Origin of the sequence: Edaphobacter sp. 4G125, assembly GCF_014274685.1 — a bacterium.
Lineage (GTDB): Bacteria > Acidobacteriota > Terriglobia > Terriglobales > Acidobacteriaceae > Edaphobacter.
Map to the genome: position 1 here is coordinate 1199777 of NZ_CP060393.1, position 20088 is coordinate 1219864.

Sequence of the window (20088 nt, forward strand, 5' to 3'; positions counted from 1 at the left end):
AGTGATCGGCTTCGGTCAGTAGGCAGAGGTCGTCGCTGGCGGGTAGTCTTTCCCAAACTTGTTTTTGTGATGGGCAGGAATTGCATTTGAGGGTTTGAAATCCAGATGACCCAGGTCCAGCGAGTCGGAAGATATATCGACGATTCGATCAGACACGGATGGAAGTGCGGGGAGCAACTGCTCCGACCAAAGTTGCAATCGATACCTGCCGGGCGGAACGTCGTGAACAGTGACAGACCCCTTGGCATCGGATATGCCGAAATATGGAGAGTTCAGCGCTATAACGACCGCCCCCATTTCGGGATGGATGTTACAGAAGATGTAGGACACCCCTTCGCGGTCGAATGTGACGGAGCGGCGTGCTCCGGTCTCATAGAGGCCAAGATCAAAGCGCTTGCCGTTGAAGAGTGAGAAGACGTTGTGAAAGAAGGGATCGAGGTTGGGGAACTCAATGCTCGTGCCGGTAGGTACGACGAGAAGATGCGGGGTAAACTCCTTGTTCTTTTGAATGAGTCGCACGTTCTGCCGTGGGACCGGATGCGGTGTTGGAGCATCGATGGGGGTAAGCCATACAACCACGTTGGCAGGCGAGAGCCCTGGCGTGTGTTGCTCAAGGTGTATGGTTGCGGTGATCTCCGCGGCACGCGCAGCGATAACCGATACCGTAGTCAGCAGCAGAAACCACCATCCGTGTTTTGCAAGCTTCATCATAGGTTTGCGCGTGCCGTTAGAAGCGGTATCCCAAAGAAAGTGTAAAGATGTCGGCTGACGACGAGCTGCTGTTGATGTTGAAGGTGCGGATGTGACGGAACTCGGGTGAAAGAATGAGATATGTCTTCGGGCTGTAGATCAGGTTCGCCGACCACATCTGATTGCGAGCGCGAAGTTGAACCGCGCTCGCAGTGGACGGAATAATGATGGAGTGAAAGTCACGTGAGAAGCCATTATCAAGGCCAAAGGCTCCGTTCGCTTCGAGAACGCTGGTGAAGCGCAGCTTAGCTTGTGTCCAGCCACCAGCGTCGTTCAGGAGTCGAAAGGTCGAGGCGCCGGTGAGGGGGTCGTTGCCTGCGACGACGTTTTTGTAAACTCCACCGCCGAGGCCGCCAAGAGCGCGACCGCGGTATGCTTCACCGCTTAGCTCAAAGTGATGTGTAACCGGAAACTTCCAATCTCCGCTGATCGCGTAAGAGTCGCCATTGCGGCCGCCGTTATAGGCCTGACGAGAATAGTAGCCACCGATGCCGAACTGCAGCTGGCCGAAAGTATTTTGTTCGTGTCGGTTGAATGCGATGCGTGATTCGTACGCGGGTTGTCCGCTGCGTTCCCCTGCTGATGGCACACGATAGATGTCCGCATTGGTGTATCCAGCGGCGGGAGGATCCCATAGGCCGAACTCCCATGAGAGATTGCCACGTGATGACATATCGAACCGATGCTCATAACGGAGTTGAGGTGCCCAGGTCCAGAGATTGCCTGCCCACGCCATAGCCGGCTCGGCAACCGATGCGTATGAAGTTGGTGACAGCGGAGAGATGAGAGGTTCGACAAGGCCGACCTCCGCAGTATCGTTCTTCCACATCAGGCGAGCAACGGCGGTACGCATGTGAGCTAGCCCTCCTGTGGAACCGTAGTTGCTGTATTGAAGGCCTCCATAGAAGTCCATGTTGATCTCTGCATAGCTGGAGGCACCAGCCAGATGCGGACCGTAGGCTTGGACGCCAATGATGGTCTGTCGCAGACTGGCACCGAAGGCCGTTGATGGAGTGTCGGGAGCGAGCGGTACAGCGATCGTGGGCTGATCGAAGTTGTCGACGGCCCCGTGATTGGAGAAGGTATTGAACAAGAGGAGGCCGGTAAGTCGCAGAGGATACTTTGAAGCACTCTCGACTTTGATCTGCTCGTGTTGCTCAATCTCCGATTGCATCATTGCAATCTGGTCCCTGGCGTCAGGTGCAGGTGATGAGGCTGGCGTTACGGCTGCTTCTGCGGGTGGTGTCGTGGGCACTGCGTTGGCCGCGGCCAACTGCCCGCGCAGCGCATTAATCTGATCGCGAAGATGATCGATTTCCTGTTGTGATTGCTTCAAGTGGTCTTCCGCTGCGGAGAGCTGGGCGGCAATGCTCTCAAGCTGAGCCTGCGATGCCTGAGAAGTCACTGGAGTCGGCTGCTGTGCGAGGGCCATTGTTGACGCGAGAGCTGCAGCTGAAAGTAAACCGATGCAGCGGATCATGAGAAGGGATGTTTTCACGATGTCACCTTCGAAACGTCCGGAGAAGTGTCTGGGCGGCCGGCAACTTCAGGCCAGATGCTTCTGGGGAGGGAAATTGAAAAGACGGTGAGATGATCTGCCGTGCGAAAGTAGCGGATGTGGCCACCATGCTCGGTGGCGATGTGTTCCGCCAGCGTGAGCCCGAGTCCTGTGCCGCTCTGTTTGCCTTCGCTGACGAAAGGCATAAACATGGTCTCGTTTACAGAGTTTGGAACGCCATTGCCGTTGTCGATCACGCTAACACGTATGAAGTTGTCATCTTCTTCGAGGGAAAGATGGACAGCAGGCGCAGTAGAGGAGCTTCGTGCAGCCTCGCATGCATTGAGAAGAAGGTTATAGATTGCCCGGGAAAGTTTGCGTCCATCGACGTGTGCGCGGATATCCGATGTAGCGTCGAGTGTAATGGCAACGTCCCGCGCCGCGGGGTGGGACTTCATTGTCGCCACCGACCTCTCAAGAAGCACTGACATCATCTCGACGGATCGATGGAAGGCTTTGCCGGTCTGACTGAAGAGCAGAAGCGATTCCAGAAGATCGGTCATATCGTGGACTGCGTTGGTTGCTTCGGCGAGGAGTTCTTCACGTTCACTCTGCTGCAGGCTCGGACTGCACATGAATTCCGCATTGGCATAAATGGCGGAGAGATGGTGACGGAGGTCATGCGAGATGGAGCTGGCCATGCGTCCGATGGTGGCCAGCCGCTCAGACTGAACAAGTTCTTTTTGCGACTGTTCGAGTTGAGTGCGCATGCGATCAAACGCACCGGCGAGTTCGCGCACCTCTTCAGCGCCGCCCTTTATTTCCAGTGGATAGCCATAATCGCCTGCGGCCATCGCTCGCACACCTTGCATCAGCGAGCTGAGCGGTCGCGTGATGGATCGCGAGATAGCAAGAAGAATGATGGTGCCAGCACAGAGCACGAGCAGGCTCAGACCGGTAACCCAACGATTGACACGGCGGATAAGAGCCTGTCCCTGCTGAAAAGATTTTAGGACAACCAGGCGTGGTTCTGTGGCATCCGCTACATCTGAACTCAGTGGCCGCGTTGTTGCGAGATAACGCTGGCCATCGAGGCGAATCGTCTCGCCGTCCGTCGTCGATTCGATTCGAGGAAGCTCAGAGATCAGTTGATCATGCAGGTCCGATCGCAGCGTGCCCGCGAGTCGTTTATTGCCGTACGCGAATAGAACCTCTGCCGCTGCCGCTTCGCTTACCTGGCGAGCCACGGTGGCATCGAGCGCATAACCAACGACAAGGTAACCAAGGAGAGAGCCAGTTGTACGATCGCCGAAGACGATCGGCTGCGCGGCGACCTCGTAGAGTGCGTTATCAAGCACAATATAAAACGATTCCTCATCGTTCTTCAGATGTGAGGGAAGAGATAACAATAATTCGTTGCCAGAGGGCGGAGCGCCTTTGCCGTAGACGGCTGCGAGGTCGAGGCTGGAGTTGAAGAGGGCAAATAGATCAGTGTCGCTGGTCTTCCAGAGGGCTGCAGCTCCATCCTCAATGGTATGACGGTCGTTCGATGTCATGAGCGCCTTGATGGTTGGTAAGTCTGCGATGAGCGCAGCCTGGCGGCGCATGAGCTCATGGTGCTGTCGCTGAAGATTTTGGTATGTAGAAATCGAGTGACTGAGATCAGAAGCGAGTTCGTTGCGTGTCTGCTGTTCAACTATGATGCGGAGGATTAGAATGCTCAACAGCGTCCAGCCAAGGAAGACAATGAGAAGCGGCACCAGCAGCGTGGTACGCATGCGAACCCGTTCCAGTAGATTGGCGTTAACCATAATGTCTCTCGACTAAGAAGGCCCACCGACGAACTTATAACCGATCCCGTGCATGGTGCGGAAATATCGGGGATTCGCAGGGTCGTCTTCCAGTTTATGGCGCAACTTCATCACCTGGTTATCGACGGTGCGTGTGGTTGGGTATGAGTTATATCCCCAAACATCAATTAGCAATTTTTCGCGCGTGATAACCCGTTCAGGATGATTGATGAAGTAGCGAAGCAGTTTGAGTTCATGCGCCGTCATGATGACGGGTTCACCGTCTTTGCGGACCTCCATCCTCGCAAAGTCGGCAGTGATGTTTCCAAAGCGCATAAACTCGCTCGGCTCTTCGCGGCGTTGACGTCGCAGCGCGACCTGGACACGGGCGAGCAACTCGCGGGGACTGAAAGGCTTGGTGATGTAATCATCGGCACCAAGCTCGAGCAATAAAACCTTGTCGGCAATCTCGGAGACTGCACTAAGGATGAGGATAGGTATTTCTGGGAGCGATGCCCTGATGGCGCGACAGACATCGCGGCCCGACATCCCAGGCAGCATGAGGTCGAGGATGACGGCGTCGGGGTTGATGGTTTGGGCGGCGGCTACACCTTCCGTTCCACTCCCGGTGATCATGACGCTAAAGCCTTCGACAGTGAACTGACGCTGGAGTGCTTTCTGTATCCGCGGATCATCTTCGATTACTAGAATCTTCTGCATAACACGGCCTCGTCCGTACTCTCAGTGTGGAGTTAAATTAGCTGCAATGTTACGGGGATATCAGCAAAATGCAATCCTGTGACAAAACCCTGACAAATGAAGCCCGTCTGCGCCTGAGTCAACTGTAAGCCTCTAAAAGAGGTTTCGGTTCCCTAATTCGTGACGAACGGATGTCGGTACTAAGCCAACGCTAACGCACACAAGTAGATTGCAACCATAAGACAGCACCGTGACAAGCAGAGGTGTGCGCCGTTCCTATACTCGGCTTGTGCTCAAACAGATAGGGACTAAACGGAGCGACGTTCTCTTCTTCCTCATGATGGCCATGACGGCGAGTGCACAGCAGCCAAAACCAACCGGGGATCATGCGGGGTTTGTGCCGATCATCTCTGGGGGTGCCGGTTATGTTCATAACGTCAGTGGAGGTATTCCCACGCTGGAACCTCAGATCAACCCTGTGCTGCTTGTTCCGTTTGGACGGCATGTTTTGCTGGAGTCAAGAACGGATTTCACGGGATTCTTTGAACGGGAACATCTGACGGACGGACCCTTCAAGGGAAAGGTATTTAAAACAGTCGAGTTCGTACAGGTGGAGTGGTTGGCAAACACCCACTTCATCGTAGTGATGGGAAAGTATCTTCTTCCATTCGGTATCTACAATGAACGGCTGCAACCGATATGGATAAAGAACCTCCAAGATGCACCGATCACGGCCGCGGTTGGAACACGTACGAGTGGCGCCGGTGATGGATTCCAGCTGCGCGGAGTCGTTGTGCAGCGCCCTCGCTACACAATTCAGTATTCCACTTATTTTTCAGCGAGAAGCAATATCAATCAGCTACAGGCAGCTCGCACTGCGGGGGGAGATGTGAGCATATTTCTTCCTGCACCAAGGCTCGAGATTGGAACGTCATACCAACGCTTCCTTCAGGGCCAGCAGATCAACAGTGCCGCGACGTATGTGTCATGGCAGCCACGGCACATTCCGATGGATCTCAAGGCGGAGTTCGACGGCAGCTATTACGGTAAGGGTTACTGGCTTGAGTCGGCATACAACCTTACCGCGTTACCTGTACCAGCATTGATCCGAAAGGCGCAGTTCGTGGGGCGAATACAGCACTTCTCGCCGACGCATGGAGGAGGCAACAGTTTGCCGCGCGTCAACAATGAACGAGTCGATTTCGGACTGAACTACTATGTGCGCGATGATCTTCGGTTTATCTCAAGTTATGGGCGCGCCTTCAGTTCACAGGGGAACACGAATATCTGGAATGTCGGACTCACCTATCGCTTTCTCTTCCCGTTATGGCCAGCAAGGAGGCAACAACGATGACACGATCTCTGCTGAGTATCGCACTGGCAGCAGCAGTGGTGAGCCCGCTGCCAACGATGCAGGATAAGAAAGTCGATACCGCGACGCAGGCTCCGACAACCTCTGCCAACAGAAAAGAAATGACAGGCGACGATGTCTTCCGGGCCAATTGCCAGCGCTGCCATATGCCGCCAATGAGCATCTCTCAGCGCACCACCGGAACTGTTCTTATGCACATGCGGACGCGCGCGCGGCTATCAAGAGAGGATGAACTCAAGCTGCTGCACTTCATGGCTCCGTAGGTCCGGACCGCAGACAGCAAATACACCAAAGGAGAATATGGATGCGGAGACAGTTGTCGATAGCCCTGGTTGTACTGATTGCGAATACATTTGGCGTCGGCGAGATGGCAGCGCAAGAAGCACCCAGGACGATTGAGGTTCATTTGAAGAGATTCGCCTTTTTGCCATCCGAGATTACGGTGAAGAAGGGGGAGACCGTGGATATAAGGCTTATTTCGGAAGATGTAACTCACGGCCTCGCAGTGCCTGAGTTGAACATCAATCGCGAGGTCAGCAAAGGACATCCTGAAGACATTGTAATCACGCCACAGGCGGTGGGCGATTTTCACGGTCAGTGCGCAAGGTTCTGTGGAGTCAATCACGGGATGATGACTTTCACCATTCACGTTACGGAATAAACCATGAGCATCCAGCCCTGTGTGCGTTTTGTCGTCAGTCTGTTTTGCCTCTCCGCACTGGGCTGTCGCGTGTCTTCGCCAGGGAAGCTAGAGAGTGCGTTGATTCAATGGACTAAGCACCACGTAACGGTAGGTGGGAGCCGAGACATCAATCCAGTGCATGTGTCGAACAAAACAGTCGAGGATGGCAAGCAAATATTCGCTTCGTATTGTGTCGTCTGCCACGGTCGCGACGGTCAGAATACGGGGGTGCCTTTCGCGACCAATATGGCACCGCAGATTCCACCTCTGAACTCGGCTGTTGTGCAGAGCTATAGCGACGGACAACTGAAGTGGATTGTGGAGAACGGGCTTCGCCCCTCTGGCATGCCAGCATCCAAAGGCATCTTGACCGATGAAGATATGTGGACCATCGTCGTGTATCTAAGGCATCTACCTCCGGCGGGAAGCCTGGGCGAGCCGCGCGCATATTCAGGAGAAGAGTATGGCAAGTAAGACCGTCACTGTAGTCGAGCCAGAAGTGCCACTGCGCTATACAGAGACCTTTTTCCCTTTGGGCTTCCCGGTTCAGATAGAAACCAATCGCTTTAAAGTGTTGACGATTGCACGGAATGGCTGGGGAATGCTGACTCCGCGATACTCGCGAGAGCCGCTCCGGATAGCACTCGAGATCGTTGACGGTTTCCCAGGGATGTTAAGAGATCGACCCGAATGCCGAGTCGTTGAAAGTTCATTGGAGATCACTTTCAATCAGAACAACAAAGTCATTGTTAACCTTGCGGACGGCGTTGCCCAGGGGCGCTTGGACAGCGCCATTCTGCAGAATCAAGCGAGCTTCCAGTATTACGTGCTTGAAGCGGCTGTGTCGTCAATGATCTCCACGATGCATGCTGTTGCCCTGCACGCCGCATGTGTCGATTGGAACGGAAGCGGTGTCATGCTGTGTGGAGACTCGGGGGTAGGGAAGACCTCATTGGCATACGCCTGCTCCGTTGCAGGGTGGGGTTATTTGTCGGACGATGCGAGTTATCTGCTGCTCAATGGTTCTGATCGCACGGTGACGGGTAACAGTCGGCAGATACGATTTCGCGATGCAGCGATCCGATTATTCCCAGAGCTAGCGGGACGAGAAATAACACCGCGAGCCGTAGGTAAGCCGTCCATCGAGATAGAGACAAACGAGCTCGGTCCTATCCGGTGTATCGAAAGCACGACTGTACAACACATCCTCTTTTTGAATCGTAGTTCCGAATCAGATCCAGGACTCTATCCGATAAAGAGGCAACATGTCCTGGACTATTTCGCAAAGTATCTCCTCTTGCCAACCGAGGCTGACTCACGTGCTCGATTGGCGCTCGACCGCCTGATCAATGCGCAGACCTACGAATTGCGATATCAGCGACTTGATTGGGCCGTGAAGCAGATGCGCAGCCTGGTGGAGGCCGGACGATGATAACTGAATTCGAATCTAGGCTATCGAATAACTCCGTTATTCCGATGGAGATAAAAGCACTGATGGCTGCCCTCCATCTAACGAATAGACAGTTTGATGGCCTGCGAGAACTCAGCGACGAGCAATGGCAGCGCTTGTTTCACTTTAGTGATCTTGCACACGTCAGTCTGTCGCTCGCCGCGCTCGGTATCGAGGGTTTGCCGGTTTGGGTTGCTGATCGACTTCAAAAGAATCTTGAAGACAATCGGAGGCGCTTTCAACGTGTGAGAGATACCTACACTGAAGCGGCCAAGACCCTTCGCTCTGCCGGCGTCGATTTCATTGTGATAAAAGGCTTCACGCTTGCCCCTGATTTCGTGCCTGCGCCATGGTTGCGCCAGCAGTCGGACATTGATCTCTATTGTGCGCCGCAGGACATTGCTCGCGCAGAGGCGGCGCTCGCTACCGTCGGGTATGTCCCCGATAGAAGGTTGAACTATGGATTTGCCGATCACGTTCCAACGTTAATCAGGAAGGGTGAGTGGCATTGGCAAGGCAATGCCTTTGATCCGGACATGCCACTGTCAATTGAGCTTCACTTCTGCCTCTGGAATCGTAAGATCTCGCTACTACCCATTCAGCTAGATGAATATTTTATGGGGCGGTCCGAAGTGCGAGAGATCGCGTGCCTGCCGGTTCCATCGTTTACTCTCATAGATCAGATTGGGTATCTTTCGATGCATATCCTGAGAAATCTATTGGGCGGTGATTGCATCTTGCACCATCTCTTCGAGCTGGCTTCATTCTTGGCAGCGAGAGCACATGATGCAGTTTTGTGGAAAACATGGCATATCCTGCATGAAGAATCACTGAGGCAGAAGGAAGTACTTGCCTTCGAGTTGGCGAGGCTATGGTTTGGGTGTGACCTGCCTGCCACTGTAGAAGACATGATCGCTGAATTACCTGAAGCGCAGCTTCTTTGGTTGAGATATTTTACTTTCTCTCCATTAGAAGGGATGTTCCTGGCGAACAAAGATGCATTATGGTTACATTGGTGTCTGCTTGAAGGTTCTAAACAAAAGGCGATCCTGTTGCGCAGACACTTGTTTCCCAACCAGACAGCAAATCTTAACGTACCATGGGCTGTTCTGAACGAACGAAAGGCTCACGAGGGCGACGAATTCGCTGACAGGCGAAGTAAAGTTGTGCGCCTAATCGAATACTATTGTCGTCGACTCCTTCCGTACTGTGCGTTACGTGCCAGAACGCTATACCGAGGTGCGGTCTGGGCTGTGCAAGACGAACTTCTATGAGTCGTAGTTCAGAGAGCAGACACAACGCTGGCAGGTCGGGTTGCTTTTGACATCGAGTACCTGACGGAAGGCCTTTGCTTCCGATGTGTTTAGCGCTAGATGCAGTGGCAATAATTCCGTACTGCCTATTTTCTTGTGGAAGAAGCATGGTCGAATGGCGCCGTCAACTTCAACGACAGCTGAGACCCATGGCGCGTTGCACATCGGGGCAAGGAGGGGCAATTCTCCGAGGATGCGCCGAAAGTAGCTGACTATTCGTCTTAACTTTTCTGGATTCTCCACGATGTACCCGCTTGCGAAATCTTCGACGTTTTGCGCGATGAGAAGTTCAAGCTCCTCTTCAAGGAGTGCCGCTTCGTAAGATGCGATTCCGATTTCTGCTTGTCGTGGGATGGGCCATATCAAATCTCGATTGAATGCCTGAGATGAAGTGTCGACAGCCAGGAACGATATGGAGTCGGAGCAAATATCTTTCGCTGCATTGACGGTCTCTCGAAGACAGCCGGCATTTGCTTGTTGGATGGTGCTTCGTGCATAGATAGGAAAATGTGGACGAATTTGCCGCAACCTTTGGATTCCATCACGCAGAAGATCGTACGCGCCAGGTACACGACGAATGGAATTGTGTATGCTCCGCGGCCCGTCGAGAGAGACGATCACATCGTCAACACAGTCTGCTATCGTCTCCGCCTTCTTGCCCAGCAGCAAGCCCGTGCTGAGCAGCGTTAGATGTACATCGCACTCTTTCAATATTGTGCAGAGCTCGCGAAGGTGAGCGTGAAGGAGAGGCTCACCGCCGGTAAGGACTATTTGTCGCACAGCAAGTGTGCGAATGGAGTCCTGATATGTGCGAACCCTCTCGATGGAGAGTTGAGAGCCAGCGGGGCGCTTCCAGATATCACACATGCGGCATTTACAGTTGCAGTTTTCGTGCACATTCAGAATCAGAATCGGCAATGAGTCAATGGTGCCTTCGCTTCCGGCCGTTTCCGCCTGCGGGACGGATTGTAATTCAACAGACATTCACGGCCTCGGTCGGTAATTCTCTACCATCGATTAGGGAGCGTCTCCGCACGAGATGCTCAGAGAGAGCATTAATCCATATTTCCCATGGAAAGGAATAGTTTCCATGATCGATCCGCCAACGCACCGGCTTTACCAGAATTTTTCTGAATGCTCGCTGTATCCGTGTGGCCCCGTGAGACGAGCGATCGGCGTGGCGATCGATAAGAAAGTAGTGAAGCATGCGATTGAAGCGGATCAGATTGACGTCCCGCAGCCACGGAAGCATATTGACGCCAAGAGCAAGATCGCCCCACTCCTTCAGGCTGCGCGGCTCGCTAACGCCCATCTGGCGCAGTTGAGGCCAGATAGGAATGCCTGGATAAGGCGTAAAGATATTTGGTGAAAAGCGCGCATTGGAGAAACGTCTGCCGATGTCACTCATTGTTTTGAAAGTGATCTGCCGATCGACCTCTGTCTCTTCTGGGTAACCGAAGATGAGATTGAACGTAACCTTGATGTTTCCGATCGCGGCGCGCCGAGCCGTCTCATACATCTCATCGATATGCTGATGCCGCTTGTTCATCAATTTCAGAACTGTCTCGGAAGCGGATTCCGTACCGAAACCCATATGCATTACCCCGCTGGCACTCAAAAGACGAATCTCATCTTCTGTCATGCGACAGATAAAGTCGGTTGAAGCCTGGAACGTCCAACGAAACTTTATGCCGGAGTCAACTATGCCCTTCGCAATCGCGATTGCACGGCGAAGATCTACAGGAAAGTTCGAATCAAGCAGAGCAATCTCTTCAATCTTGTAACGCCGTACCAGCTCCGTCATTTCGCGTACAACGCGTTCGGCGGATAATGCATTGAATCTACGTTTGTAAAAGACCGTGTCGGTGCAGTAATTACACGCGTACGGACATCCGATGCTGGTTGCGTACGCTAGTTTTCGCATGCCTTCTGCTCTTTCGTATGCGTCGTAGTCAACCAGGTCGAATGCAGGTAGCGGCAGGTCGTCGAGCGGTACAACGGGGCGATCAGGATTATGTGTTCGCATCACACCGGTCTTCCATGAGATGCCGGTAATATTCTTCAAAGAGAGGCCCCCTGCGAAAGCCTCGACGACCTTACAAAATGTGATTTCTCCCTGTCCACGGACTACAACGTCGATGTAAGGTTCTGCGAGTGTCTGATCAGGAAGCAGCGTTGGGTGCCATCCGCCGAAGACCACAGGCAAGTTCGGGTGTAAGGACTTAGCAAGTTTCGCGACTTCTATTGCGCCGCGGATCATAGGTCCGGTCAGAACTGAGATGCCCAGGCACAAAGCATCAGCAAGAGTTTCTGAAATTGCTTTCTTATACTGCGGCACGACAGCAGCATCGATGATGACCGGCTCGAAACCGTTTTGTCGCAAGGTAGCTGCAAGTGCGAGAAGGCACAGAGGCGCTCCTAGAGGCTGACCTTCATACGGTGGATAAAAGAGGATAACCTTATGTGACACGTTACACCTCGCTCATTGAAAGGCGCCGCCCATTGAGAAATAGGTTGCTAACGCCGAGAACTTCAGCAGCTGACGTGAAGAGATCACGGAGTGGGGCATCAATCCAGCGCGACAATCCATCAATGGATATGCACGCGAGGTTCCAGCGTGATTTATAGGGCAGACGAGGCAATATCTCGGGGGATGCCAGCCGCACGACGCCTCGCACCATCACAAGTTCCACGTCGCGCCAACTGATTGAGGAAAGGAGTGTGGCTGGGTCAAGTGCTGTGGTGCGTACAGCGAATAAATCTGCGGGTGAATGCGGCCCGATTCGCCCTTGTCCGCTCTTTAGGCGGAGAATCCTTGCCGGGAGCCGCGTCACTGAGTCGTATATCGTTTGAGCAGATAGACCAATTTGTTCATGGCAGAATCCAATTTCGTCGAGGAGATCACCTGTCGCGGTAAGGGATGAATCGCTTCCAATGGCAAGCCTCTCGACGGAAAGGAGTTGTTGCAGTGAAGGAAACCGCGAAAACAAGTAATCGTTCGATGAGGGGCAGATAATCAGCGATGCACCTTGTTGATTGAGTCTCTGGGTATTAAGCGGAGTCAACGCAGTGCCATGCACTAAGACCAATCGTTCGTCGACTAGGCGAAGCGCTTCCAATTCTTCGAATTCGTTGACCGCCGCAGAGTCGATACCTTCACAAGCATGAAGTATGAAAGGTTGTGAAATGGTTGATTGTCGGTGTGCACCTTCAAGGTTCGTGGCAAAACGAAGAGAATGTTCCCACCCAAACCCTTTAACAACATTGATGGGAAATCGATGATCGTCAAAGACAGGATGGAGAGGATTGTGATGGCACACCGTTGTTACGCCGCACAAGATATTGCGGAGGCCCCCCCACCAAAGCCGTACGTCCTTGGGAACCTGTTTATGCAGGTCGATTTCTCTGGAATAGCGGCGTTGGATTTCCAGTGCCCATTCTGTCGCGTTTTTATAAGGTGGATCACCGAGACGTGGGAAGAGGGCAAACTCGAGATGATCGTGTGCGTTGATCAACCCTGGAAAGAGACTGTAACCAGATAGGTCGATTTCATCACAAGCTGTATCGAGCGGCTTTGCCGTATTGATCGTGATCTCGTCGCGTCGTATGGCAATATCAGCGACAACCGATTCTTGCGGGCCGAGAACGCAGCGGGCATCACTGAGAATGAGCTCGGGGGCGCCGCTCTCTACAGATTCTCGTATGAAGTGAAGGATGTAGATGGCTGGCCTTCCGGCTGCCCTCCTATACTCTGCCTCTTTGCCCTTTGAGCGAAAAATACATCGCTCGGGTTCGCCAAATGACGGCTCATAAAGAGAGGCAAGACGCAGACCGTGATCTGCCATGGCGGTGATGATGCTTGCGAGGGAGTGTGGCCGAGCGTCTAGGCGCACAGGACCTTGTGAAGAATGAAAGCCACGCTTCCAGCCAAGTTCGATGGCTGTTTCGGGATGCATATCTGTGAGGAATAGTTCTCCGCTTCTGCGTAGGGTTCTTGTCAGTTCCTGGGCAAAGAACCCTATCTCAGGTATGTAGCTGAGAACGAAGGATGCGAGTGCGAAATCTATTGACGCAGTGTTGATAGGCAGGTGGGGCAAATTTGCCTTGAGAAGCAAAGTATTGTCCAGATGTTTCCGGCGTGCCACAGCAAGCATCTCGCTGGAATTGTCGACACCGCAAACCGATCGCGCTGATCCAAAGCGTACCAGGCGCTCAAGCCAGCGGCCAGTACCGCAGCCGACATCCAAGATGTCTTTGCCGTCGATGTCTGGGATTACGCAAGAGAGAAATCGCTTTTCAAGCTCAATGAGTGGATTCGCTTGTTGGTCATAGACGCGAGCCCATGCATCGAATGCGTATAGGTTCGAATCAGTGAACTCCTCACGGTCTGTAGCTGTATTGCTCAAAGGCTCTCTCGTTTGGGTTTGCGCAGATTGATAAAGTTATGGGCCCACTGAAGTTCTATTGGGTAGTTATAGATTCGAAACGTATAGCGCCATGCGCTCAGCGTCTTCAGCATGAGGCGGCTCCACCTCGGCGCTCGGATGTCCTGCACGGTAGGCCAGCGTGAAGCGACGACTAGTTCGAAGTTGTCGATGAGCTCCTTGGTCGTTTTGCGCAGCCAGGGGACACTGGTATCGATGCGAAGCGTAAAGTTCATCCACTGTTTTGTTGCCCACTCTGCAGGCGTCGATGGGAATGCGATCTTGTCGTCAACGTTCCCATACATCTGCCCTGGTTGAGGGGTAGGAGTGTAGTGCTGAATGATGATCTCGCTATCAGGATTGATACGCTTGATTCTGCGAATGAAAGCAAGTGTCTCTCGCGTATCCCTATCAGGGTCCTTGGGATTGCCGACGACAAAGGAGAACTCGGGGATTATTCCGAAGCGACGTGTTCGTTCGGCCATGATGAGGGTCTGCTCTGTGGTGATGCCTTTCTGCATGTCCTGCAAGACCCAGTCGGCGCCTGACTCAGCTCCGAAGAAGATCATGGTACAGCCGGCGCGTGCGATTGCCGCCATAGTCTTATCGGAATAACGAGACATAATGTCGACGCGCGCTTCGCACCACCAGCGCAGATTAAGTGGAGCTATCAGCTCGCAGAGCTTCTGCGTATGATCTTCGCGCAGAAAGAAGTTCATATCATAAAACTGAACGGAATCGGCGTCGTATCTCGCGACGAGGTGTTTAAGAATCGATACGGTACGCTCCGGTGACTCCATCTTTTCGTCTCGTCCATAGGCGGCATGGACGCCACAGAACGAACAGTTGAATGGGCAGCCAATACTGGCGTGATGAACCGCGGTTCGTTTGCCGAAGAACGACGGACGGAGATAACGTTCTACTGGAATGCGGTGGTAGGGAGACCAAGGGAAGTTGTCCGGCCCCTTCATCGGACGTTCAGCGTTATTGTGATGCAGCCCGAACTCATCCTTGTACGAAAGACCTCGGATGGAAGACAACATGCGCTGGCCTCGTATCGCCTCGATCAGCTCGATGAGCGTCTCCTCTCCCTGTCCACGGACAACGTAGTCGACGTATCGGGCGTTGAGCGCCGCTGCGGGATAAATCGATGGGAAATAGCCGCCCCATACGATCTTCACGCCGGGACGCAGACGCCGCACTTCACGTGACAGGTCCATGCCAGCCACCATCTGTGGTCCCGGCATCACCGAAACCCCAAGTAGGATTACATCGTTGTTGTCGATGAGCGTAATGATGGCGTCGAGTGGATCATCGTCGAGATTCCCATCAACGATCGTATATCTCTCACGCCCCTCCAGCACAGCAGCAAGCGCAAGCACCGCTAGCGGCATGCGGCAGTTGCGAGGCTTCGTGGCGCGAGGATGGAAGAGGATAATCATGCAGATTTCTTTGCGGTGTAGATGCGAAAAGTTGAAGGCTCGCGATGCTTTTTGAGTCTCGCTACCAATGGGCGCAGCGACCAGCGGAGGCCGTAGTTGGGGCTATGCCGTTGCCAAACAAGATTGAACTGACGAGCAAGCTGTTCCAGGCGTTGATCCGTGAGAAACTCTTGACTGCGAATCGAGTTGGAGAATATGCCAAAACGGCTGAAAAAATGAGAGTGGCGCTCGGCGAGCATTCGCTCGCCGCTCTCTTGGCGGGAATACCATGGCGAGTCTGCGATAATGAGCAGCCCCCCAATTCTCAGGCACCGCAATGCTTCCTGAAGGGTCCGTTCATAGCTCTCTGTGTAATGAAATGAGGCATTGAAGATGACTGCGGCAAATTGGGCGTCTGAAAATGGCAGGCGGTTGCACTCGGCTCTAACGCGCATGAATGGTTGAGGCAGATGTGAATCATAGTGGGCAGATGCTCCAAGCCCATCCATCTCATTGACGAGAAGATCTACGGCGACGGGACGTAGTCCCATTTGTGCGAGTCTGTAGCTAAGCCACCCGTTACCCGCACCGATGTCTAGAACCCGGGGTGCAAGTAAATGAGAGTTAATTTGAGGCAGGATACGGTCTCTTAAAAACCCATACGTAATAGCGCGAATCTTCCATTGATCAGCGTTCACGGCGGATCGACTGACACTTGGAAGCTTCAGGTAGTAGCTGCTGTCGTGGCTTCCGCGTCCCTCCGCCGTGCGTATATATTCATAGTCCTTTATAAAACGCGCATAATATGTCATCCGCTCGACTGGCAGTGCATGCCAGATTCCCTCCTTGAACTCCATCGGGAAATGGCACTCGATGCAGGCAAAGGTTGGGACTTCTGCTTCAATCGTCTCCATTCGTGCAGTGCAACGCGGGCAGCGGATCTTGAGGCCGTCGATTACTGCCGGATGCAACAGCTTGTATGTGGATTGAGTAATCATGCGGGTAGCCTCTCAAGATGCAAAAGCATGTGATCGCCTAGTACGCGAAGCCCGGGAAACCGCCGAATAGCGGCATCAGTTATTTCAAATAAGTGCAGAAGGCGGGGACGCTGAGAGATCCAGGAGTCCGCATAAGAAGGAGGTACCGTAACACCGATGCCGGTGATCGAGATGAGGCGGAAGTGACGGGAAAAGCTCTTCCGAATCCCGCTGCACAAAGGATAGTAAATGGGTAGCGTGACGTCGCTGAGGCAGGTCTCGTGGTAACCGTTCCACCTGCGGAATGCTCGTGAGGTATCGCCACGAAGTAGATACCACACCATCTCCCACACGCAGTAGCGCGCCGAAAAGCACAGTAGTGTGGGGGAACGTGGGAGCAGGAGTGGCGCAAGAGCTTCAGCAATATCGTCCAGGTTTCTAACACAATTGAGGCCGGAGAAATTCGAAAATACGCCACTAAAAGGCTGCTCGTGGGCAACTTCACTGATTCTCTCTGTTGCCTGCACATAGAAACGAACGCGATCAGAGACTCCTTCGAGCAACGCCTTCTTGCGAGCCTCCGCGATCATTGCTGTCGATACATCACATGCTGTGACGTGAAAGCCTTGCCGCGCGAAGTGAAGCGCATCTTCACCCGTCCCGCAATTGAGCTCAAGCAGGCGGCTATGCGGAGTGAACACATGTTGCGCGCATTCCCATACGGCTATGCGCTGTGCGCGGCCGACAGAAGTCTCTGTAAATTTCTTGTCGTAGTCTGGCGCAAGGCGATCGAAGGCGAGGGCAGCAACCCTGTTAGGGATCGCGTGTATCACTGTTCCACCTCGTTGTAAGCGGCCATCATCGCAGTGCGGATGTCGCGAATACTCTTCTGCATGAGTGTAAGATCCTGCGATGGCGAACCCGCCTCATCTTTTGCACGGGAGAGCGCGACTTCTTCGCGAAGTAACATGTCGGCGTGGGAGTAAAAGTTGCGGGAGCGCCTTCCTTTTATGCGAAGTTCGCGATCTGAGGTCTGACCCCATGGAGCAATCTGGATCAATTTATTCGATATGCGATCGTAGTAGGGGGTGCCTTTGATCGGATATGAGACAGTGGTGAAGAATATGTCCGGCTTCGAGGTAGACACGTGCCTGATGGTCGCTTCAATATCCTCAAGGTCTTCGCCCTCGTATCCCCACATCAGGAACATGCCACTCTGCACACCACGTTCTCGGCACATCTCCACTGCCCGATGCACCTGCTCGATCTTGACCCCGCGATCCATGGAATCGAGAATTCGCTGGGAACCGCTCTCAGAACCGATCCACATACGAAAACAACCTAGCTCGGTTAGTAGATCCATCATCTCCGGTGTCAAACGATCCGCCCGCGAGATGCATTCGAAAGGAATGCGAAGGCCTCTTCGTTTCATCTCGTCGTAGTAAGTACGAATCCACTGGTGATTGATGGTGAAGACATCGTCGGAGATCCACACCATGTCTGGAGCGTAGGTTTGAAGCAGCCACTCAACCTCGTCAACGACCTTGATCGGATCTCGACGTCGATGGCTTTGTCCATAGACTTGATGGCTACACCAGTTGCAACGAAACGGACAACCTCGAGCCGTAATAAAGTTCACTGAACCCATCCCGTGGTGTTGGCGCCATGTCTGGACATAGCGAGGCAAGTCAATAGCATCTCGCGCTGGCCACGGCTGACGATCCAGGTCTCGCATTTGCTCGCGAGGAGCGTTCTTGTGCAAATTGCCATCATGATCCAGATAGGCCAGCCCGGAGATATCCGAGAAATCAGATTGTCCGACCCGAAGTGCATGAAGCAGCTCCTCGAGTGTGTTCTCACCCTCACCGAATACGACGAACTGCGCCCCTTCTTGCAGGTACTCCAAGGAGTACGCTCCAGGCTCAGGACCTCCTACGATCGTGGTCCATCCTGCATTCCGTGCCGCTGCGAGAATCTCAACAATATTGCTGCGCGTCATCAGATTGGCGTAGAGGCCGAGCACTGACGGCGGTTCAGAATCGAGGAATCGAAACAGCTCTGCCTTGTTTGAAAACGTGGTATCGAAGACGTCTACATCAAAGCCCTTCGAGCGAAGGTGCGAACAGAGATATAGAATTCCCAGGGGCGCGTAGGGCTTCATGATGACACGCTCCTTCGGGTCCTCGAGAAGAAAATAGCCGTGTGCAAGAACGAGATCGCGCATCATGCCCCCACCTTGATTGTCAGTCGATCGAGGCTGACGAAGCCCATGGAGCGCGAGACGGGCTCTTCTATATTGCGTGCCCGGCTTGTCGGCTCCAGTCTGTGGACCTCATCCCAGAGAAGGTCCGCATCGCGCGATGGTGTTGTCCAGTTATCGACCTCGGCGTGCAGAGCATTGCGGACAGCTCGGTAAAAGTCAGTTGTGTATTCGGCCTTAAACAGCATGCAGAGATCGTCGCTTTCGATCCAGTTGCGTTTTGACCCCAGTTCCGCCCGGGTGCGTTCGTAAAATACCGTGCCCGGCAGAGGATATGAAAATGAGATCCCGATATCGTCTGGGCGCGTATCTCGCACAAATTTGATTGTCTGCTGAAGCTCTGGCCAGCGTTCACCTGGGTAGCCAAACTGCAGGAAGTAGCACGCGCGGATGCCGGCGTATTTCAAACGTCTTCTCGCATCTTCAATGTCAGATATCGTCAGCCCTTTGTCCATGGCGTCAAGTATCTTTTGAGATCCAGACTCGACACCCATCCAGACCTCCTTGCATCCTGCTTGCTTGAGAGCTTCGACAGTCTGATCTGTGATTAGATCGGCGCGGCTCTGAATCTTGAATGGAATCATGGCGTGTCGCGCAGTTACCTCTCGGGCGAAGTCCTGAACCCAATGATGATTGAGCGCAAAGACATCGTCGCTGAACCATATGTGATCCGCATGGATGGTGGATTTTAAGAGACGCATCTCCTCGGCCACATCAGCAGCAGGACGCGAATGGAATCTGTTGCCCGAGATTGGTTTTGCGCACCAGTTGCACCGGAAGGGGCACCCGCGGCTCGCGACCATATTGACTGAAAAGTACCCATGCGCCCGCGTCCATGCCTCTTGATACAGAGCAAAATCGGTAAGATCAAGTGGCGGTATGGAAAGTCGTGCCCATCCAGGATTCAGAGAAAGTGATTGTGCTGGATGGACCGTTGTCCCGGGCCCAGTTCGCAGTATAAGGCCAGGGATTTGATTCGTTGAGCTGTGATTGATGATAGCGAGGCATAGATCGGTCAGGGCTGCCTCGGCCTCGCCGCGCAAGAGGTAATCGACCCCGCGATCGAGAAATATGTCAGGATTATCGCTGGCATCGGATCCATGAATCACCACCGGTATCTTTCGATCGCGAGCCATCTGTGCAAAGGTCCATGCGACTTCGCGCATGCGGCTCAGGCACATCTTGGTAAGAAAGTTGAAGTCATCTTCGTAGATTGCGACGATCTTAGGTTTCGTCTCGTCGAGAAAAGATGAAAACTCATTCGGGTCTCGCATCATCGTATCGAAGAGCGCTACTGTGAGCCCCTTGCCTCGCAAGGCGCTGGCGGCGTAGAGCGTGCCCAGAGGCCGATAGGGTTGCATCTTCTGCTTCTGCTTCGAGTCGTACTGCAGGTGATATGTGTGTGTGAGCAAAATGTCTATCAAAGCATCACCTCCATGGAGCTCGAACGAA

At 53.4% G+C, this 20088-nt stretch carries 18 protein-coding genes and 1 pseudogene; 6 read left to right on the forward strand and 13 right to left on the reverse strand.

The features are described 5' to 3' along the window. Positions 1–15: 15 nt before the first annotated feature. From H7846_RS04975 to H7846_RS04990, 4 genes are read right to left on the reverse strand one after another with little or no spacing between them, the layout of a single operon-like run. Positions 16–711, reverse strand: coding sequence for a cupredoxin domain-containing protein (locus H7846_RS04975; RefSeq protein WP_255460851.1), 696 nt, complete (start codon positions 709–711; stop codon positions 16–18). 16 nt (positions 712–727) lie between these two features. Next, the gene (locus H7846_RS04980) at positions 728–2248 is read right to left on the reverse strand and encodes a hypothetical protein (protein ID WP_186695405.1); all 1521 of its coding nucleotides are present in this window, start codon (positions 2246–2248) and stop codon (positions 728–730) included. Continuing rightward, the gene (locus H7846_RS04985; protein ID WP_186695406.1) at positions 2245–4059 is read right to left on the reverse strand and encodes a sensor histidine kinase; all 1815 of its coding nucleotides are present in this window, start codon (positions 4057–4059) and stop codon (positions 2245–2247) included. Before H7846_RS04985 ends, H7846_RS04980 begins: the two co-directional genes overlap by 4 nt. 12 nt (positions 4060–4071) lie before the next feature. Then, positions 4072–4758 (reverse strand): response regulator transcription factor, encoded by a 687-nt coding sequence (locus H7846_RS04990; protein WP_186695407.1) that lies wholly within the window; start codon positions 4756–4758, stop codon positions 4072–4074. A gap of 244 nt (positions 4759–5002) precedes the next feature. Between H7846_RS04990 and H7846_RS04995 the strand changes: the two genes are divergently transcribed. The 6 genes from H7846_RS04995 to H7846_RS05020 are packed head-to-tail and all read left to right on the forward strand — an operon-like array spanning position 5003 to position 9515. After that, positions 5003–6091, forward strand: coding sequence for a hypothetical protein (locus tag H7846_RS04995; protein WP_186695408.1), 1089 nt, complete (start codon positions 5003–5005; stop codon positions 6089–6091). Beyond that, complete coding sequence (locus H7846_RS05000; protein ID WP_186695409.1) at positions 6088–6372, forward strand: hypothetical protein; 285 nt, start codon at positions 6088–6090, stop codon at positions 6370–6372. The genes H7846_RS04995 and H7846_RS05000 overlap by 4 nt, the downstream gene beginning before the upstream one ends. 41 nt (positions 6373–6413) lie before the next feature. Further along, entirely contained in the window at positions 6414–6770 is a 357-nt protein-coding gene (locus H7846_RS05005; protein WP_186695410.1) for a cupredoxin domain-containing protein, read from the forward strand. A 3-nt stretch (positions 6771–6773) separates the two neighbouring features. Further along, complete coding sequence (locus H7846_RS05010) at positions 6774–7265, forward strand: c-type cytochrome (RefSeq protein WP_186695411.1); 492 nt, start codon at positions 6774–6776, stop codon at positions 7263–7265. After that, on the forward strand, positions 7255–8223 hold the full coding sequence (locus H7846_RS05015; protein WP_186695412.1) for an aldolase: 969 nt from the start codon (positions 7255–7257) through the stop codon (positions 8221–8223). The genes H7846_RS05010 and H7846_RS05015 overlap by 11 nt, the downstream gene beginning before the upstream one ends. Then, on the forward strand, positions 8220–9515 hold the full coding sequence (locus H7846_RS05020) for a nucleotidyltransferase family protein (RefSeq protein WP_186695413.1): 1296 nt from the start codon (positions 8220–8222) through the stop codon (positions 9513–9515). Before H7846_RS05015 ends, H7846_RS05020 begins: the two co-directional genes overlap by 4 nt. Here the strand turns inward: H7846_RS05020 and H7846_RS17960 are convergent. From H7846_RS17960 to H7846_RS05060, 9 genes and pseudogenes are all read right to left on the reverse strand, one after another. Continuing rightward, complete coding sequence (locus tag H7846_RS17960; RefSeq protein WP_255460968.1) at positions 9510–10082, reverse strand: radical SAM/SPASM domain-containing protein; 573 nt, start codon at positions 10080–10082, stop codon at positions 9510–9512. The genes H7846_RS05020 and H7846_RS17960 overlap by 6 nt on opposite strands. A gap of 48 nt (positions 10083–10130) precedes the next feature. After that, positions 10131–10538, reverse strand: a pseudogene (locus tag H7846_RS17965) (radical SAM protein); the annotation flags it as partial. Continuing rightward, the gene (locus tag H7846_RS05030; RefSeq protein ID WP_186695415.1) at positions 10528–12024 is read right to left on the reverse strand and encodes a B12-binding domain-containing radical SAM protein; all 1497 of its coding nucleotides are present in this window, start codon (positions 12022–12024) and stop codon (positions 10528–10530) included. The pseudogene H7846_RS17965 and the gene H7846_RS05030, both read right to left, overlap by 11 nt. Before the next feature lies 1 nt (position 12025). Further along, the gene (locus tag H7846_RS05035) at positions 12026–13960 is read right to left on the reverse strand and encodes a methyltransferase domain-containing protein (RefSeq protein WP_186695416.1); all 1935 of its coding nucleotides are present in this window, start codon (positions 13958–13960) and stop codon (positions 12026–12028) included. Beyond that, the gene (locus H7846_RS05040) at positions 13957–15420 is read right to left on the reverse strand and encodes a B12-binding domain-containing radical SAM protein (protein WP_186695417.1); all 1464 of its coding nucleotides are present in this window, start codon (positions 15418–15420) and stop codon (positions 13957–13959) included. Before H7846_RS05040 ends, H7846_RS05035 begins: the two co-directional genes overlap by 4 nt. Beyond that, positions 15417–16397 (reverse strand): class I SAM-dependent methyltransferase, encoded by a 981-nt coding sequence (locus H7846_RS05045; protein ID WP_186695418.1) that lies wholly within the window; start codon positions 16395–16397, stop codon positions 15417–15419. The genes H7846_RS05040 and H7846_RS05045 overlap by 4 nt, the downstream gene beginning before the upstream one ends. Continuing rightward, positions 16394–17209 carry a class I SAM-dependent DNA methyltransferase gene (locus H7846_RS05050; RefSeq protein ID WP_186695419.1) on the reverse strand — a complete coding sequence of 272 codons (816 nt, stop codon included), beginning with the start codon at positions 17207–17209 and terminating at the stop codon, positions 16394–16396. The genes H7846_RS05045 and H7846_RS05050 overlap by 4 nt, the downstream gene beginning before the upstream one ends. After that, positions 17206–18603, reverse strand: coding sequence for a B12-binding domain-containing radical SAM protein (locus H7846_RS05055; protein ID WP_255460853.1), 1398 nt, complete (start codon positions 18601–18603; stop codon positions 17206–17208). Before H7846_RS05055 ends, H7846_RS05050 begins: the two co-directional genes overlap by 4 nt. Continuing rightward, positions 18600–20060, reverse strand: a complete 1461-nt coding sequence (locus H7846_RS05060) for a B12-binding domain-containing radical SAM protein (protein ID WP_186695420.1) — start codon at positions 20058–20060, stop codon at positions 18600–18602. The genes H7846_RS05055 and H7846_RS05060 overlap by 4 nt, the downstream gene beginning before the upstream one ends. Between the last annotated feature and the right edge of the window lie 28 nt (positions 20061–20088).